The sequence below is a fragment of the uncultured Jatrophihabitans sp. genome, assembly GCF_964244045.1.
In the GTDB taxonomy this organism is placed as follows: Bacteria; Actinomycetota; Actinomycetes; order Mycobacteriales; family Jatrophihabitantaceae; genus Jatrophihabitans.
On the sequence record NZ_CAXTHK010000007.1, the window covers coordinates 1 to 18,077 of the forward strand.

The following is an 18,077-nucleotide window of genomic DNA, read 5'->3' on the forward strand; positions in this document are numbered from 1 at the left end:
CCACCAGTGCCACCAGTGCCACCAGTGCCACCAGTGCCACCAGTGCCACCAGTGCCACCAGTGCTGCCGGTGCCGCCGGCCGGGCCGTCCGCGACCTTCGTGCCGTCCGAGCCGGCTTTGAGCCCGGCAGGGCCCGGCAGGCGCCGGCAGATCCAGCCAGGAACCAGCTGCGAATCGGTTGCGAACCGCGCCTGCAACTTGGCCGCAACCCGGCGGCACAGCACGCCGGGCGCGGCTCAGATGCGCGCCCGGACCCGCTCGCGGCGAAGTTTTGCCGGCCGAGTAGCGAGCCCAGACTTAACACGGTATAAATGTCGAGTCATTCGTTTCTCAGGTCCGTAGCTACGTCGCTGCCCAGGGAAGCGGAAGCGCACGGGGGGGATTGCACGTGCCGCGCACTACGCGGCGGGTGCGCAACGGGGGGTCATGATCGACGCAAGCGGGACGGGCACGGCGCCGCGGATCGCGGCTGCGCCCGGACGTGCACAGATCCTGGCCGGTGACCGTGCACGCCAGAGCTCAGACTCAGGCGATCTGCTGTTTGTGCCATGCCCGAGCGAGATCCGACTGCGCAGCGATGTGTCCGGGGAAGATTCGATCAAGCTTGATCTGCGCTACGTCGAGAACTGGTCGTTGGCGACCGACACGGCGGTAGTGCTGAAAACGGCCCGCGCCGTGCTCGCGGCTCGAGCCGCCTATTAGCGGTCGCCGGGGCATGTTCGCCGGCTCGGCACGATGCGGGCCGTCACAACTGAACGTCATTTCGAGAATCGGGGGGATTCACGAATGAAGATCGCATTGGTGGGCACGCGTGGAGTGCCCGCACGTTACGGGGGCTTCGAGACCTGCGTCGAAGAGGTCGGCAAGCGCTTGGTCAAGTCGGGTCACGAGGTCGTCGTCTACTGCCGCAAGGCCAACGCCGATGACGCTGCCGAGCTGCTCGACCAGTACGAGGGTATGCAGCTGGTTCATCTGCCCGCAGTCAGCAAGAAGGCGCTCGAGACAATGAGCCACACAGCTCTGTCGGTCAAGCACCTGCGTAAGCACCCGGTCGACGTCGCAATCGTCTTCAACTCTGCAAACGCCCCGTTCGTCCCGTTCCTGCGTTCGCAGGGCATCCCGGTTGCCACCCACGTCGACGGGCTGGAATGGATGCGCAGCAAGTGGCAGGGTGCCGGCCGCCGCTACTACCGGATGGCCGAGTCCATGGCCGTGCGCTGGTCCGACGCGCTGATCGCCGACGCCCAGGGCATCGCGGACTACTACCGCATGGAATTCGACGCCGACACCGAGCTGATCGCCTACGGCGCGCCGATCGTGTCCGACGAGCACCACGACCGGTTGCGCCAACTCGGCGTAGAGCCGGGCAAGTTCCACCTCGTCGTGGCCCGCTTCGAGCCCGAGAACCACGTCGATGTCATCGTCGACGGCTACCGGCAGAGTGCCGCGACCTTGCCGCTGCTGGTGGTGGGTTCCGCGCCGTACGCCGACGAGCACACCGCGCGCATCCACTCGCTCGCCGACGAGCGGGTGCAGTTCACCGGCGGGATCTGGGACCAGGACCTGCTGGACCAGCTGTACGCGAACTGCGCCACCTACCTGCACGGCCACTCCGTGGGCGGCACCAACCCGTCCCTGCTGCGGGCCATCGGCGCGGCCGCGCCGGTCATCGCCTACGACGTCAATTTCAACCGAGAGGTCGCCGAAGACGCCGGCGCGTACTTCCGCACTGCCGCCGACGTCGCCGCGCAGATCGAGCACGCCGAGCGGACCCCGGAGGACACGGCCCGCCGCGGCACCGCAGGCCAGCTGCTCGCCTACCGCTACGACTGGGACGAGGTAGCCGCCAGCTACGAGGCCCTGTGCGAGCGGCTCCTCACGGTCGGGGTGCGCCCGCGTCGTGACCTTCCCTCGGGACGCCGCAACGGGTTGACGGCCTACGACGCAACGGCGCCCCGGACCTACGTCCAGGACAGTTTTGGTGCCTCCGTGCCGGAGCGACAGACGCTCGGCTGAGCCGAGAGGCAGGCGGCACTGAACACGATGGACCGGGTACTTGTCGCACATCCGTCTGCTGACGTCTACGGCTCCGATCGCCAATTGGTCGAATCGATCGCCGCAGTACGGGCGGCCGGCGCCCGGGTGATCGTCTACCTGCCCGCCGGCGGCCCGCTCGAGCCGCTATTGCGCGACTGCACGGTTCGGATCATGTCGTTCCCGGTCCTGCGCAAGGCGTTGTTGACGCCGCGTGCGCTGATGCGCCTGGTCGTGACCACCCCGCTGGACCTGTACCGGCTGGTCCGGACCATCCGCGCAACCAGCCCGGATGCCGTGTACGTGAACACCCTTACGATCCCGCTGTGGATCGTGGCGGCGCGGCTCACCCGGACACCTGTCCTGGTCCACGTGCACGAGGCCGAGCAGGACGCACCGTGGCTGCTGCGGTTCCTGCTCGCCCTGCCGTTGGTTCTCGGTACGGTCGTCCTCGCGAACAGCAACGCGTCGCGCCGGGTACTTTCCACGGCGCTGGGCCGCGCCACGCCCGAGATCCACGTCGTGACCAACGGAATCCCCGACGCTGGGGCCGATGGCTACGACGCGGCCGAACCGGGTCGCCTGGCCGTCATCGGGAGGCTGTCGCCGCGCAAGGGCATCGACGTGGCCCTCGAGGCCGTCGCCCTGCTGCGCGCCGACGGCCGGGACGTGCGGCTCGACGTCGCGGGCAGCGCCTTCCCGGGCTACGAGTGGTACGAGGCGCAGCTGCGGCAACGGGCCGAGCGGCCCGATCTGGCCGGCCGGGTTCGATTCCTGGGTTACGTGCACCCGACCTCGCAGGTGTTGGCCGACGCATGCGCCGTCCTGGTGCCGTCGCGCACCGAGCCGTTCGGCAATACCGCCGTCGAGGCGCTGCTGGCCCAGCGTCCCGTCATCGCGTCCGAGGTGCAGGGACTGGCCGAGATCGTCCACGACGGTCAAACCGGCCTGCTCGTACCGCCCGACGACCCCCGTGCCCTGGCCACAGCGGCAGCTCGGGTGCTGGATGACACGCGGTGGGCCGCCCGGCTGGCCGCAGCCGGCCGTGTCGACGCACGGGAGCGTTTCGGAACCGAGCGCTACCAGGCGGAGATCGTCCAGGCAGTGACCGAGACCGCGCGCCGCCGCCGTGCCGACCTCAAACGGCTTTCCTGAGTACGCTGCTGCAGTGCCGTTCTCGCCTGCGCTGATCTCGTCGCTCAGCCACAACACCGTTCGCAACAGCCGTCGCGTGCGCGGACGTGTCCGGCTCGCGTCCGCTGACGTCACCGGCGTAGCGCCCAACGCAGTGGTTACCGCCTTGAAACGAGCAGCAGTCGGTCGGCCCAGCGCCGCTGAACGCCGGTGGATCGAGCGCGTCGAACTGATGCGCGCACTGCTGCTGACATCACAGGCGCCGCTCGAGATCGAAGATTTCGGCGCCGGGACCGGGCACCGCTTCGACACCACCGGAGCCACCCAGACACGACACATGGTGACCAAGACGCTCGGTTCGATGACGCTGTCGTCCAAGCCGCCACAGTGGGCCTACCTGCTGTTCCGACTCGTGCGTGAGCTCAAGCCGTCCGCAGTGCTGGAGATGGGCGCTTGTGTAGGTATCTCGGCCTCGTACGAAGCCGCAGCGCTGGAACTCAACGGCGCCGGAACCTTGCTCACCCTCGAGGGCGCTGACGTGTTGGCAGAGCGCTCGGCGCACACGCTGTCGGAACTTGACCTCGCGCACCGTGCCGGCGTCCGGTTGGGGCAGTTCGCCGACACGATCGGGCCGGCGGTCGCCGAACTTTCTCCGCTGGGGTTCGCGTTCATCGACGGGCACCATGTCGAGGCCGCCACCCTCGACTACATGGAACAGATCCTGCCGGCGATGTCGGACGAAGCGGTCTTCGTGTTCGACGACATCGCCTGGTCGGACGGTATGCGCGCGGCCTGGAGTCGCATCGTCGCTGACGATCGATTCGCGCTCACCATCGATCTGCGCTCGGTCGGCATCGCCGTGCTGAGTGCGTCGGCGCAGTCACGGCACAGCCTGGCCATCCCATACTTCTGACGGGCTCCGCCGCTCGGTATTCGAGCGACCGGTCCGGGCGTGGGACGCTCGTCCCGATCACGAGCGGAATCAGGGCCGAAGGTCCCCGCCCTCTGAGTGGCGTCCGCTTCACACGGATGCTACATTTGAATGGCTGGTTCGCAGCTGCGTACCGGCTCGGGGGGGACTGTTTTTCATCGGGGGATGATTGTGCGTGGGCTGAGCGCCCTTGCACCCACGTTCGGTTTTCGATCGGGGTGCTGGGTCACGCGTACCGCGATGCGGCTGGCCGCGTTGACGGTTATCGCCGCGATGGGCGCCGCCTGTACATCGTCGCAGAGCCGATCCTCGTCCGCGACCTCCGTGGCACCGTCGGGCAGCAGCGCGAGCGCCACGCCCACCTTGCGCCCCGTGCCCAGCACAGCAGTACCGGCGCCGCAGCAGGGCAATCTCCGTTCTGACGTCCCGTCCCGTGCGGTTCGCACGCTCGCCCCGGTACCGCTGAGCTCTGCCGCAAGCTTCAACAACAGCGTGTCGGCAAAGCTGCAGGGCGTCCGCCGGACACAGGTAACCGCTCGCCTGCCCGGCGAGATCTCCGGAGCCGCGCTGTCGGTGACAGTTTCGTTCACCAATCGCGCACGATCGGCGGTCTCGATGGTCAATGTCGTCGTCAACGTCACCGACGGGGCCGGCGTACCGCAGGTGCTGGTCGAGAGCGCGTCCACCCGCGTGAACGGCAAGCTGTCGCCCGGCAGCAGCAAATCCGGGACCTATCTGTTCAGCCTGTCCAAAGGGTTCGATAACCCAGCGACAGTAGGCGTCAGTTATTCGACTGCCGCACCCGTCATTTTGTTCGTCGGCAAGGTCTGATTCCGGGGGGAACGGCAGTGCACAAGATTTCGCGTTTGGGAAACAGAATGGTCGCGGTCACCGCGGCCGCCACACTCGTGGCGACGGGCGCACTGACGCTCGCGGCCGCGACACCGGCTGCCGCGGCGCCCGCGCCAGCGGGTGTCTCGCCGGTCTTGCAGCGCAGCGCGGCGAACGTCACCGCTGACGCACTGCCCACCGTGCAGATCGACGGCGTCGTGTGGTCGCAGGCCGTCGTCGGCGACACCGTGTACGCCGGCGGCGAGTTCGCGAATGCCCGGCCTGCCGGCGCGGCCGCCGGGACCCAGTTGACCCCGCGCAGCAACCTGCTCGCGTACAGCATCTCGACCGGTAATCTGGTCACTTCTTTCGCGCCGTCGCTGAATGCACAGGCCAAGATCGTGGTTGCGTCGCCGGACGGTTCGCGGATCTACGTGGGCGGCGCCTTCACGCAAGCCAACGGCGTGACTCGCAACCGGATTGCGGCCTACAGCACCTCGACCGGGCAGTTGGTCAGCACCTTCGCGCCGTCGCTCAACGCCGGTGTGTATTCGCTCTCGGTGTCGAACACGGCCGTCTACGTCGGTGGCGCGTTCAGCTCCGCCAACGGGGTCGCGCGCTCGCGCCTGGCCGCTTTCAACCCGGCCAACGGAGCTCTGCTGTCCTGGGCCCCGAGCGCAGACGCGTCAGTCAACGCGCTGCAGGTCGTGCCCGACCAGAGCCGCGTGATCGTCGGCGGCTCCTTCCAAACCATCAACGGTGCCCCCGCCTACGGCCTCGGTGCTGTCGACACGACGGGAGCGCTGGTGCCCTGGGCCGCCAACCAGGTAGTGCAGGACGGTGGCTCGAATGCGGCCGTCATTAACCTGTCAACCGATGGCACGTCGATCTTCAGCTCGTCATATGTCTACGGGCAGGGCGGCAACTTCGAGGGCAACATGTCCGCTGACCCGAACACCGGCACGATCAACTGGTTGGCGGACTGCCACGGTGACACGTACGGCACCTTCGCCACCGGCGACATCGTCTACTCCGTGGGCCACCAGCACTTCTGCTCCAACATCGGCGGTTTCCCGGACACGAACCCGCGCAACATCTGGCACCGCTCCACGGCCTTCACCAACCACGCCACCGGCACCGTCCAGCCCAATGGCGAGCCCGGCGCGGGCTACGGCAACTTTGCCGGCCAGCCCAGCCCGTCGTTGATCGACTGGATGCCCGACCTGGACTCCGGTACGTACACCGGCCAGTCGCAGGCGGCGTGGAGCGTTTCTGGTAACTCGCAGTATGTCGTCGAGGGTGGTGAGTTCCCGAAGGTCAACGGGACTGCACAGCAGGGTCTGGTGCGCTTCGCAGTTCCCGCGAAGGCGCCGAATAAGCAGGGCCCGAGACTGAGCAGCAGCCAGCTGAAGATCACCACGTTGGCGCGCTCCAACACGTCCGTGCGTGTGACGTGGGGCTCCGACTGGGATCGCGACGACCAGAACCTCACGTACACCCTTACCCGCAACGGTAAGACGGTGTACACCACGACTGCGCCCTCGCAGTCCTGGAACCTGCCGCAGCTCGGCTACATAGACACCGGACTGACCAAGGGCACCACGTACACCTACCGCATCAAGGTCACCGACCCGTCGGGCAACCTGGCCTATAGCGATAACGTCACTGCCACGACGCCCACCACCAACAGTGCTGCGGACGGTCCGTACGTCCAAGACGTGTTGCAGGACGGTGCCAGTGACTTCTGGCGACTCGACCAGACCAGCGGGGCGACCGTCAATTACGACTACGCTGGTTTCAGTGACCTGACCCTCGGCTCCGGGGTGACCGGCGGCGCCACCGGCGCAATCAACGATCAGGACGCCGGTTCGATGTTTGACGGCTCAGGAACCGGTTCCGGTGGTACCACCACACCGATCGTCGGGCCCAATACGTTCACTGAGTCGGCGTGGTTCTCGACCACGTCGACCTCCGGCGGGAAGATCGTCGGGTTCGGTGACAAGAGTTCCGGGACCAGTTCGAACTACGACCGGCACATCTATATGGACGCCGCCGGGCACATCACCTTCGGTGTCTACAACAACAACGCCTACGTGATCACCTCGCCGAAGTCGTACAACGACGGCGCGTTCCACCAGGTGGTCGCCAGCCTGAGCAGTGACGGGTTGCGCCTTTACATCGACGGCAAGCTGATCGGCACGAACGCCGGCACGACAATCGGCCAGGCCTTCACCGGTTACTGGCGCGTCGGCGGTGACTCGAGCTGGAGCGGCAGCAACTTCTTCACCGGCACGATCGACGACGTCGCTATCTACCCGACGGCGCTGACGCTGGCCCAGGTCAGGCAGCAGTACCTCGACAGTGGACGGACGCTCGCCGGGAGCACGGCTCCCGCTGACTCGTACGGCGCCGCTGTGTACAACGACGCGCCGGCGCTGTACTACCGCGTCGACGAGACGTCCGGGACGGTTGCTGCCGACCGGTCCGGCAACGGAGCTAACGGCACGTACTACGGCGGTGTGACGCAAGGGGCGAGCAGCCCGGTGTCGGGTGCGACGGGCACGGCAGCAGTGTTCAACGGTGTCGACGGCACGGTGTCCAGCAACGACCTCGCCTACAACCCGACCGTTTACTCCGAGGAGCTGTGGTTCAAGACCACGTCCACGGCCGGCGGCAAGCTGATCGGTTTCGGTGACGCCCAGAGTGGCAACAGCGGCAGCTACGATCGGCACGTCTACATGCTCTCCTCCGGCCAGCTCGTCTTCGGCACTTACACCGGTCAGCTGAACCTCGCGACGTCGCCCAAGAGTTACAACGACGGCTCGTGGCACTATGTGGTCGCAACCCAGGGTCCTGACGGTATGACCCTTTACGTCGACGGGGTAGCCGTGGCTTCCAACCCGCAGACGCAGGCGCAGGCCTTCAATGGCTACTGGCGCATCGGTGGCGACAATCTCAACGGTTGGAACGCCAACGGCGCGTTCTTCGCCGGCACGATAGACGAGGCTGCCGTCTACTACAGCGAGCTGACTTCCGCTCAGGTGGCGGCACACTACCGCGCGTCCGGGGCAGCCGTCGCCACGAACCACGCGCCGACCGCGTCATTCACGTCGACGCCGACGAACCTGTCGGTGGCCTTCGACGGGTCGGGGTCCAGTGATCCCGACGGTGACGCGTTGACCTACGCGTGGACGTTCGGCGACGGCACTACGGGCACCGGCGTAACGCCGTCGCACACCTATGCGGCAGCGGGTACGTATTCCGTGCAGTTGACGGTGTCCGACCCGGGTGGTCTGACTGGCACGAAGACGGCGTCGGTCACGGTGAGCAAGGCGAACCAGGCGCCGGTGGCGTCCTTCACCTCGACGCCGACGAACCTGTCGGTGGCCTTCGACGGGTCTGGGTCGAGTGATCCGGACGGCGACACCTTGACCTATGCGTGGACGTTCGGTGACGGGTCCACGGGCACGGGGGTGTCACCGTCGCACACCTACGCAGCAGCGGGCACGTACTCGGTGCAGTTGACGGTGTCCGATCCCAGTGGCCTCACCAACGTCAAGACGGCGTCGGTCACCGTAAGCCCGGCCGCTCCGACCGTGTTCGCCTCCGACTCCTTCACCCGGACCGGGACCTGGGGCTCTGCCGATGTCGGCGGCGCCTGGACGCTGTCCGGCGGAGCGAGTTCGTTCACGACGGATGGCAGCCGCGGCAACGTCAAGCTTGCGGCCGCGTCAGCCGGCCCGCTCGCGCTGCTCAACGGTGTATCGGCCACCAACGTCGACCAGACCGTCGACGTCAGCGTGGACAAGGACGGCTCCGGTAACGGCACGTTGGCGATGCTGCTGGCGCGGCGCTCGGGTGCCGGCGACTACCGCCTCAAGCTGAAGTTCCTGCCCAGCGGTGTCCTGCATCTCGCGTGGTCGAAGGTGGTTGCCGGCAAGGAGACCGTCGGCTCCGAGGTGACGATCAAGAACGTGACCTACGCGCCGGGCGACGTGTTCCGGATGCGCTTCCTGGTGTCCGGTAACGGCACCACCACGACGGTGTCGGGCAAGGCCTGGAAGGTCGGCACGACCGAGCCGACCGCGTGGCAGACCACCGGCACCGACACCGAGGCCACCCTGCAGGGCGCCGGCGCGGTCGGGCTTTACACCTCGCTGGGATCCACGGCCTCGAACAGCCCGGTGACCGTGTCCTACGACAACTACACGGTCAAACCGGCCTGACGCTATGCGGGGACGGTCGGGAGAGCCGACCGTCCCCGCAGTCGTTGACGGCAGCGCCGACAAACGGGAGACAGCGTGCAGGCAGCGACCGTGGTCGTCGTCAATTACGGCTCGCACCAGCTCATCGACCGTAATCTGCCCGAACTCGGTGAGACGGCGGACGTCATCGTCGTCGACAACCCGACCGGAGCGAACGAGCGACAGGCGATCCGCGAGCTGTGCCGGCGTCGGCGGTGGGCGTTGATCGAGATGCCGCGCAATGTGGGGTTCGGCGCCGCGGTCAACGTGGCGGTGCGTCAAGCCCCCGATGACGTCGACGCCGTCGTCGTCCTCAACCCTGATTGCGCGCTCGATGTCGCGGTCGTGTGTGAGCTCATCGCTGCCAGCAGGTGTGACCCGGACGCGCTGGTGACCCCGACGCTGGCGAACACCTCCGGCCACGTCGACTACGCCGGCTCGACGATGTCGCTGCGCACAGGTGAGATCAGGGGTGCCGCGTCGACCAGGCCGTACCGCACAATGCCTCGAATGCTGACGAGCGAATACGCCCCTGCTCGCGCGGACTGGGTGCCCGGCACCTGTCTGGCCCTGTCCCGAGATCTGTTCGAGCGCCTCGGTGGCTTCGACGAGGCATATTTCCTGTACTGGGAGGACGTCGACCTCAGTTACCGCTGCGTTGCGGCGGGCGGCCGGCTCGTCGTCCGACATGACCTGGTGGCCGTCCACGACAGCGGGGGCACGCAGGGCCCGCAATCCGGCCGGGCCAAATCGCCGACGTACTACCGCTACAACTGCCGCAACCGGCTGCTGTTCGCCGCCCGGCACCTCGACCGTCGCTCGCGCCTGGCCTGGGCGCTGCTCACACCCGCGGTCGGGTGGGAGATCCTGCTGCGTGGTGGTCGCCGGCAGCTGCTCCGGTCGTGGCGTCCGTGGTGGGCGGCCCTGCGGGGCAGCCTCGAAGGATTGCTCCTGTTGCTGGCCCGACGCGGCACGGTCACTCCCGCTCCGGCGATCCAACCCCCCGCGTGCCGATGACCACTACTTACACCGTCGCTGTCATTACCTACCGCAGGCCGGTCGATCTGGCCCGGCTGCTGCCCGGCCTGCGCGAGCAGGTCGCCGAGCTCAACGCGCGGTCCGAGCCGTCCTACGACGGGCGGATCCTGGTGGTCGACAACGACCCGGCGGGCAGCGGGTCGCCGGTCGTCGCGGCCTACGACGACGTTGCCTACGTGCGCGAGCCCGAGCCGGGCATCGCCGCGGCCCGCAACCGCAGCATCGCCGAGACAGGCGAGCGCGATCTACTGGTATTCATCGACGACGACGAGGTCCCGCGCGCCGGCTGGCTGGCGGCACTACTCGACATGCACCATCGAACGCACGCCGAGGCGGTCACCGGATCCGTCGTGTCGACCTTCGACGCGCCAGTCAACGAGTGGATCACCGCGGGTGAGTTCTTCACCCGTCGGCACCGGCAGGGCCTTGCGGCCGGCACCGAGCTGGCAGTCGCGGCGTCGAACAACCTCCTGCTCGACCGGCGGGCACTGGATCGGTTCGGCATTCGCTTCGATGCGGATTTCGGCCTCAGCGGGGGATCGGACACCTTGTTCAGTCGCGAACTGGTGTCTCGCGGAGGCCGCATCGTGTGGTGTCCCGACGCGTGCGTAGTCGAGCACGTCCCGGCGGCCCGGCTGAGCCGCAGGTGGCTGCTGACCCGCGCCCTGAGCTACGGCACGACGGACTGCCGGGTCGCGATCCGACTGGCCGACGGTCGCGGGCCGCGGCTGCAGGCCAGGGCGCGATGTGTCGGGCGGGGCATACCCAGGGTGCTCGTCGGCGCGGTGCGTCAGGCGTACGGCCGCCTTACCGGCTCGCCGCGGCACCAGGCCCTCGGGGCGCAGACGCTGTGGCGGGGCAGTGGCCTCGTGCTGGGTTCGTTCGGCTACAGCTACCAGCGGTACCGCCGGTAGCTGAATCAGCCGCTGCGGCTCGACACCGCGTCCTGATACCAACCGTGGACGAGGCCAGGCAGCCGGCCCCGGCTCCAACGGTCGTAGGGCGCGACCGGAGTCCCCGCGGCCCGAACCGCCGCCGCTGCGAGGTCGGGGACCGACGATCCGCCCATCGCGACGACGTGCGCGTTCGGTCCAGCGAGCAGAGCCGGTCCGCCGTGGTCGAAGCACACGACCGGGCAGCCCATCGCGGACGCCTCTGCCGCTGCCCACCCCGCCGAGTCGTGCAGGGACGGGAACAGCAGGACGTCGGCGTGCGCGAGCGCCTCGAGCACCTCCGCCCGGGCGGTGTGCCCGTGGAAGACCACCCGGTCGGCGACGCCGAGCCGCTCGGCAAGCTGTCGCATCCGGGCGTCCTCGGGCCCGCTGCCGTACACGTCAAGCGTCCACTCGCGAAGGGGCGGCTCGGCGAGGGCACTGATGGCGAGGCCGGCGCCCTTCCAGGCCACGAGGCGGGCGACGAAGATCGCCCGACCGGCGCTCGAGCCCGGTTGCCGACGACTCGAGGGCATCGGTCCCAGGGCAGCGTTCGGTTCGACGACGACCTTACGGGCTGCGCGGAACCGGTGGGCAACCTCGGCGTTCTGGGTGATCACGACCTCGGCCCGCGCGGCGGCCGGGTCGCCCCAGAGGCGGCGGCAGATGCGGGTGAAGACCGACCGTCCGGTCTCGCCGATGAAGCCGCGCACCCCGACCCAGCGCGCCATGCGCACCGGCAAGTAGGTGGCGCCTCCGACCGGACCCCAGACCAGTGGTACGCCCGCCAGCCGCGCAGCCCCGCAGGGCAGCCAGTCGGCGGCGAACGTGACGTGGTGGACGACGTCGAAACCCACCTGCGCGTGCAGCTGGCGCGCGGTGCGGGTCAATCGGCGCTGCCACAGCGCGTAGTACCAGTACACGTCGAACCCGCGCCGTTTCCAGGCCGTGACGCGGGGCGACAGGTCGAGGTAGGTGACGGTGAGTCGCTCCGCCAGCGCGGGATCGGCCGACAGCGCAGCGTCGACGGCGGCCCGGAAACGTTGGCGGGTCACGAGCCAGACACGATGGTGGCGTGCCGCGGCGCAGACAACGGCCCAGCCGGCGCTCGCCTCGGACTCGTCCCCCGGCCCGCACGCGTACGCAGAGATCAGTACGGCGAGCCCGTCGCGTTTCGGGCGTCGTGGATTGGTGCCCCCGGCCGCCGCCGGTGGGCCGGTCACTGCGCACGCGGCGCCGGCGAACCGGCCCGCCGTCGCAGCCGGGCGCTGCCGGCCCGCACCGAGTCGGCTGCGTCGCGGTAGGCCGCGGCGTGTTCGAGCGCAGCGTCGGCCCATTCGCGACCCGAGAGGTCGGGGGAGCCGCCCGTCGAGGCCGCCGTCGTGGTGAGCGCCCGTTCGAGGGCGGCCGAGTCGACGGGGGCTTCGAAACGCAGCACCCAGTCGGCACCGACCTCGTCGGCGAGTGACCTGGTGACCTCGTTGTCGGGCACCAGGACGGCGCGACCGATCGACAGCGCAAGTAGCGCAGCGCCGGAATTGTGCATAGCCCGGTAGGGCAGAACGACCAGCTGGCTGGCGGCGATCTCTGCGACGAGTTCGGAATCGGGCACGAACTCCGTCCGGGCCGTGATGCGCCGGTCCGCGGCCACCGCAGCGGTCACCAGGGTCGCGGAGTCGTGGTCGACGACCCGGCCTGCGATGTGCAGGGTGACGGTCGGGTCGGTGAGCCCACGGAAGGCATCGACCAGCGCGTCCAGGCCTTTGAAGCTACGGATGATGCCGAAGAACAGGATGCGTCCCGGGACGGGCTGCGGCCGCTCCGATGCCAGGCCGGGAACCCAGTCCCGGTAGTGACCGTGCAGGACGGTGCGGGTGGGCGTCGCAGGCGGCATCGGCGTGTGTGGGTTGAGCCGGATGGCGACGGCGGTCCGCCTCGCGAGCACGGTGGTGGCCAACCGTTCGCCCGCCGAGGGCCGCTCGTGTGGCTCCACGTTGTGCAAGGTGCGCACGATTGCCTGGCGCCGCAGACCGGTGCTGATCATCAGCGCAAGGAACAGCAGCAGTCGCGCGAGCGCAGTGAACCGGTTGCGCCCACGCAGCAACCGTTCGGGCCAATGCACGTGTAGCACGTCGTAGCTGCCGCCGAGGGCCCGTCGCCAGCTGAACAGCTCGGTGTCGACGTACGGCGTCAGGCACGTCACCAGCTGCTTGTTGTAGGGGTTGGTCGTGGCCTCCAGCCGGGGGAACGACAGTAGCACCGACAGCCGGGGGCCTGAGGTGTCCGACACACCCGTCGGGGCGCGGCCCGCGCCGGACGGACTGCCGGAACTCACGCCGGTTTCGTCCCTTCCACGACCAGCGCCGTCGCCTCCTCGGCAGGGTGCATCCGGACCTCCAGACCGGCGAGCGGCGCATGTGCGCTCTCGCCGGGACGGACACGAGTGACCACGAACCCGGCCTGCTCCATCTCGGTGGACAGCGCGGCGTAGTCGTAGATGAAACCGAGGTAGTGCTGTGCGCCGACGTAGACCTGACGCAACAGCTCCACCGGGTGCACGAAGTCGCGGCCGCGCTCGCGGTTGCGCTCCATGCCCAGCCGGGCCAGCTCCCCGTTCTCGAGATACTGCCGCGCGACGGCCTCGACGTCCGGGGTGGCGAGGCGGAAGACACCACCCGGAGCCAGCGCTGTGAACGCATGCCGGAACACCTCGCGGCCCTGCGCGAGGGTCACGTGCTCGATGACGTTGTCGGCGTAGATGTAGCCGACACTGCCTGCCGGTACCGGCCAGGCCGAGGTCGCATCGAGGTACAGCCGGCCCTGCCAGACAACGTCGGTGTTCACCCAGCCGGGGACGGCCTTGCGGCCGGCACCGATGTTGACCTTCACCTCGCCGGCATCCCGGGCCGCCGCGAACTCCTGCTGGAAGCGTCGCTCGCGGGCCGGTCGCGTCACTCGCTCGATGGCGGGGTGCGCGAATCGGGAGAGCTGGGAACGGGCGGTCATCTGACCTCTTTCTGCAGGTGCGGCATGCCTCGGCGGGCCGAAACTAACGCATCGGATGCGGGTCTCACGGGTGCACGACTTCGCGCGGGTCGGGGCGGGCCTCGGGCTCGCGACCCTCCCGGGTGCCGCCCATCAGCCAGGCGTCGGCGGCGAGCCTGCCGTCGGTACCCGGCAGATCGTCGAGCACATCCTTCGCCGGTCGTTGCGCCTGCAGCGCGGCGATCACCGCGCGGGCGATCGCATCGGTATCGGAGTCCGTGGCCACGACGACGTGCCCGTGTGCGCGCAGCCAATCAGCCAGACCGGTCTGGTCGGTGGTCACGACGGTGCAGCCGTGGGCCAATCCCTCGACGATCGGCAGGCCCACCTGCTCGCGCCAGATCGGGGTGGGCTGCGACAGCAGCACCACGACACCGGCTCGCCGAAGCTCGCGGTGGATCTGCGGGCGAGGAGGGTCGATGAGCACGTCGATGCCCGGGTCGGCCGCTGCCGCGTCTCGAACCGCCTGCTCGAGCGGACCCTTACCGACCACCGACAGGCTGGTGCCAGCGCCGCTCGCCCGCACGGCGGGCCACGCCCCTAGTAGCCGGTCGATGCCCTTGCGCTCGGTGAGTCTGCCGACGAACAGCACTCGTCCCGGTTCGCGGTTGTTGTTGTCGTCGTCGCATTCGCAGGCGGCCGGCAGGGCCGGGATGACCACCCGCACGGCGGGTAGGGCGCCCGGGGGGAACGAGGCGTCGTACAGTTCCGCCGCAGCCGGCGTGCCGAAGGCAATGCGGTCGAGGCGGGCAGCGATCCAGCGCGTCATTGCGATCTTGGCCCGGCTCGCCACCTTCGACCGTAGCGCCCGGGCCCCAGAGACGCTCGGGTCGGCTGCCACGTAGGGGTAGCGGTTCTCGATCGCGTAGCAGCCGACGACTAGCGGCCTGCGCCGGACGGCGGCCACGGCACGGGCCGTCGCGATTGACACGCAGGTATCGGCCAGGCCGAAAGGCATCAGGGGTTCGTTGACCTCGAGGACTTCCAGGTCCGAACGCAGCACAGTGCCGAGCCGGGACGGCAGCGACCCGCCGATGAGGTCGAGCCCCGCGGCCAGCTGTGGGTCGAAGTCATATTTGCGATTGGCATAGAGGATCGTCGCCGGCAATTGCTGATGTGCTCGTTCGAGGTGCGCGGTGCGGACGTTGTGATAGATCCGCCCACGTCGGTGGGCAGCCCTACGCACGAGCGCGCCTAAGGTCTCGCCGCACGTACCACCAGTTGGCGACGACCTGGCAGCAGAACACACCGACCGCGGACCCGATGACCGGGCCTACCGCGCCCCACCGTTCGGCCAACACCCATGACAGACCAAGGTTGACGGGCAGCAGCAACACGATCATCAGGGCCTGGAAGCGCAGACCGCGGGCGTCGGTCATGTACATGCCGAGTGGGTACTTGAGGGCTTGGAACACCATGAACACCGAGAAGGTGATGACAAGCGGCAGGTCCAGGTGTACTGCTCCGCCAGAGGCGGTTTTCGCCAGCCAGGGTGACGCGAGCGCAAGACACAGGCAGATGACGGCGGCCGCGCCGCCGAAGGCCAGCGACATCCGGGCGGGTGACGGAGCGTAGGAGTCCTTGCGGGCTCGCGCGCGCGCGAAGATCGGCCAGAGGGCGACACCGGCCGAGCTGACGACAGCCCAGACCGGGGTGAAGATCTGCGAGGCGAGGTTGTACCGGGCGAGGTTCGGCAGGTCGGACACATGGCTGAGCACGAGCCGGTCGGTCTGCATTGCGATGGGCAGGGCCACCATCTGCACAACGACCGGCCAAGCGGTACTGAAGACCGTGGCCCCGCGCACCGTTCGCACCCGCGGGGCGTCGCGGATCGCGCGACCGACCAGCGGGTGCACTCGCCGGCTGGCCACCACCGCCGCCACCCCCGAGATGGCGAAGGTGGTGAGGTAGGCGACCACAGCGACGTAACCGCCGAGCGGCGCGTCGACGGCAATGATCACGACAACCGACAGCAGCACGACCGGCGTCTGCAGGCCGAGCAGCAGCACCGCTACGTGGTTCTTCCCGAGCCCGCGCAGGATCTGCTGCCCGAAGCCGACCAGCAGGGTCAGCGCGAAGGCCACAACGCACAGGCCCGCCGCCCGTGAGCCCGACCCCGGGAGCAAGCCTGCACCGAGCAGGCTCGGCCACGCGTTGCTGGCGGTGAAGAGCCAGGCCGCCAGCAGCAGCACCACGCACGAGCACGCCAGCACCCGCAGCCCGGTCGTGAGGATGCGCCTGACCGCCGGGTCGTGTGCGGGGTCGTCGGACTGCCCGATCCCGTTGATCACCGAGGCGGTGATGCCGAGGTCGGCGAACGGGACGAGCCCGGCCAGCCCCACGAGCAGCCCGTACTGCGCGAAGGCACCTTCGCCGAAGTGTTCGATGATGAGCCGGGTGTTGATGATGCCCAGGATCGCGCTGACCGGCAGGATGAGGACACGCGCGCCGGCGCTGCGGCCGATGCTCAGCCACGTCTGCCGACTAGAACCGGCCGTGGCCACCGACTCGACGCCGCTGACCTGGGCAGTCATCGTCGCGCCGCCGCGCGCCGGACACCGGCGCCGGGGGAGACCGGCGCAGGAGGACGTGCGGGTCGACGATCGCGCGCCGCCAGCGCGAGTCCTACGGCCACAATCAGGGTCGGCGCAGAGGAGTAGATGGGGCTGAACAGGACGTTCCATAGGGTCCAGACCGACACGAAGAGCAACACCGGGTTCGGTGCCCCGGACTTGATCGTGAACGCGAGGGCGCGGACGATGTGGAAGACGAACAGGGCGAGCAGCAGCACCCCGGCCACTCCCCACCCCGCCCACAGGTCACCCAGCAGCGAATGCAGCTCGATGTGGCCGCCGAACATGAACTTCTCGACGTAGCCGTTGTTCGGGTTGTAGTTGATGCTCGACAGCCCCCGCTTGGCCACCAGCACATCGTTGTCCGTCGGAACCACGCCGACGCCGAAGCCGAGCGGCCGATGGCGCATCAGGGAAAGGGTCGCCTGCAACTCCGGGCGACCGCCGAGGATCACCGACCCGGACTGATCGATCTGTTCGATCGTGCGGGCCTGCGCGTTGGCACCGAGGTAGCCCGACACCAGCAGCCTCGTGCCCAGCCAGTAAGTAGCCGCCGACAGGCCGACCAGCATCGAGATGGTCAGGGCGATCGACCCGCGGCGCGACATCGCATCGGGACGGGCCTGCCAGGCAGCGAGGATGGCGCAGATGAGGAAGGTTGCGCTGTAGGAGCGTGAGTCCGACACGGCGGACACCAGCGTCAGCAGCAGCAGCACCGCCACACCGCGTGCGGCCGCCCGGCGCGGGCGCAGGTCAGCATCGTGAGCGGCCACGGCAAGCAGCGTGATGGCCAGCGGGATGGCCCACGTGTTCTTCCACGGATTCTGTGCACCGGCTCCGAACAGCGCACCGTGCGCGAGCATGCCCGCCCCGAACGCCGCGCCGACGGTGGCGATCGGCACAACGGTGCGCGCCCACAACACCACGCCGGCACCTGCCAGGATGCCCATGAGCAGCGCCGTGGACTCGAACTGCTTGTTCAGGCTCACCGCATGATCGGCGGCCGCCAGCTGTTGCAGCGCAAAGCCCGAGACCAGGGTCAGGGCGCCCAGCGTCATGAGGCCCACCGCGCCACGGAAGCGCCGGAGCAACATCACCCACAACGGGGTGCACAACAGGGCGAGAGCGTAGCCGCTCGTGATCCCCGAATGCAGTGATTGGCGCAGGCCCAGTAGGAACAACAAGACCAGCACGATTGCGCGCTCCGCGGTCTCGAACCCGTCGCCGTGTGGCAGTTGACGGCCCTGCCCGGGCTTCCGGGGCGTCGAGGTGCCACGTCGAGGCGCCGCCGTTACCGGCGCTGCGACCATGGCGC

The 18,077-nt window shown here is 68.8% G+C and carries 14 protein-coding genes; 8 read left to right on the forward strand and 6 right to left on the reverse strand.

Annotated features, from left to right (window positions below; translation table 11 throughout):
• Window positions 1-426 precede the first annotated feature (426 nt).
• The 8 genes from ACFFC4_RS07560 (at window position 427) to ACFFC4_RS07595 (ending at window position 11,126) form a co-directional block, all read left to right on the forward strand.
• Window positions 427-702: a hypothetical protein gene (locus ACFFC4_RS07560; RefSeq protein ID WP_375499388.1), complete on the forward strand. Its 276-nt coding sequence runs from the start codon at window positions 427-429 to the stop codon at window positions 700-702.
• A gap of 84 nt (window positions 703-786) precedes the next feature.
• Complete coding sequence (locus tag ACFFC4_RS07565; RefSeq protein WP_375499390.1) at window positions 787-2,016, forward strand: DUF1972 domain-containing protein; 1,230 nt, start codon at window positions 787-789, stop codon at window positions 2,014-2,016.
• Window positions 2,017-2,043: 27 nt separating this feature from the next.
• Window positions 2,044-3,189, forward strand: coding sequence for a glycosyltransferase family 4 protein (locus tag ACFFC4_RS07570; protein WP_375499392.1), 1,146 nt, complete (start codon window positions 2,044-2,046; stop codon window positions 3,187-3,189).
• 13 nt (window positions 3,190-3,202) lie between these two features.
• Entirely contained in the window at window positions 3,203-4,081 is an 879-nt protein-coding gene (locus ACFFC4_RS07575) for an O-methyltransferase (protein WP_375499394.1), read from the forward strand.
• Between the two features lie 258 nt (window positions 4,082-4,339).
• Window positions 4,340-4,930 (forward strand): hypothetical protein, encoded by a 591-nt coding sequence (locus tag ACFFC4_RS07580; RefSeq protein ID WP_375499396.1) that lies wholly within the window; start codon window positions 4,340-4,342, stop codon window positions 4,928-4,930.
• 35 nt (window positions 4,931-4,965) lie between these two features.
• Window positions 4,966-9,156 carry a LamG-like jellyroll fold domain-containing protein gene (locus ACFFC4_RS07585; RefSeq protein WP_375499398.1) on the forward strand — a complete coding sequence of 1,397 codons (4,191 nt, stop codon included), beginning with the start codon at window positions 4,966-4,968 and terminating at the stop codon, window positions 9,154-9,156.
• A 75-nt stretch (window positions 9,157-9,231) separates the two neighbouring features.
• A complete protein-coding gene (locus ACFFC4_RS07590; RefSeq protein WP_375499400.1) occupies window positions 9,232-10,191 on the forward strand; it encodes a glycosyltransferase family 2 protein in 960 nt (319 codons plus the stop codon).
• Window positions 10,188-11,126: a glycosyltransferase family 2 protein gene (locus ACFFC4_RS07595; protein WP_375499402.1), complete on the forward strand. Its 939-nt coding sequence runs from the start codon at window positions 10,188-10,190 to the stop codon at window positions 11,124-11,126. Before ACFFC4_RS07590 ends, ACFFC4_RS07595 begins: the two co-directional genes overlap by 4 nt.
• Window positions 11,127-11,131: 5 nt before the next feature.
• On the opposite strand, the gene ACFFC4_RS07600 is transcribed toward ACFFC4_RS07595, so the two are convergent.
• From ACFFC4_RS07600 to ACFFC4_RS07625, 6 genes are all read right to left on the reverse strand, one after another.
• A complete protein-coding gene (locus ACFFC4_RS07600) occupies window positions 11,132-12,199 on the reverse strand; it encodes a glycosyltransferase (protein WP_375499404.1) in 1,068 nt (355 codons plus the stop codon).
• A gap of 164 nt (window positions 12,200-12,363) precedes the next feature.
• Complete coding sequence (locus ACFFC4_RS07605; protein ID WP_375499406.1) at window positions 12,364-13,479, reverse strand: glycosyltransferase; 1,116 nt, start codon at window positions 13,477-13,479, stop codon at window positions 12,364-12,366.
• Complete coding sequence (locus ACFFC4_RS07610; protein WP_375499408.1) at window positions 13,476-14,150, reverse strand: methyltransferase domain-containing protein; 675 nt, start codon at window positions 14,148-14,150, stop codon at window positions 13,476-13,478. Before ACFFC4_RS07610 ends, ACFFC4_RS07605 begins: the two co-directional genes overlap by 4 nt.
• Window positions 14,151-14,214: 64 nt before the next feature.
• Window positions 14,215-15,375 (reverse strand): glycosyltransferase family 4 protein, encoded by a 1,161-nt coding sequence (locus ACFFC4_RS07615; RefSeq protein WP_375499410.1) that lies wholly within the window; start codon window positions 15,373-15,375, stop codon window positions 14,215-14,217.
• On the reverse strand, window positions 15,368-16,723 hold the full coding sequence (locus tag ACFFC4_RS07620) for a lipopolysaccharide biosynthesis protein (RefSeq protein WP_375499412.1): 1,356 nt from the start codon (window positions 16,721-16,723) through the stop codon (window positions 15,368-15,370). Before ACFFC4_RS07620 ends, ACFFC4_RS07615 begins: the two co-directional genes overlap by 8 nt.
• Window positions 16,720-17,955, reverse strand: a complete 1,236-nt coding sequence (locus ACFFC4_RS07625) for a hypothetical protein (RefSeq protein ID WP_375499414.1) — start codon at window positions 17,953-17,955, stop codon at window positions 16,720-16,722. Before ACFFC4_RS07625 ends, ACFFC4_RS07620 begins: the two co-directional genes overlap by 4 nt.
• Between the last annotated feature and the right edge of the window lie 122 nt (window positions 17,956-18,077).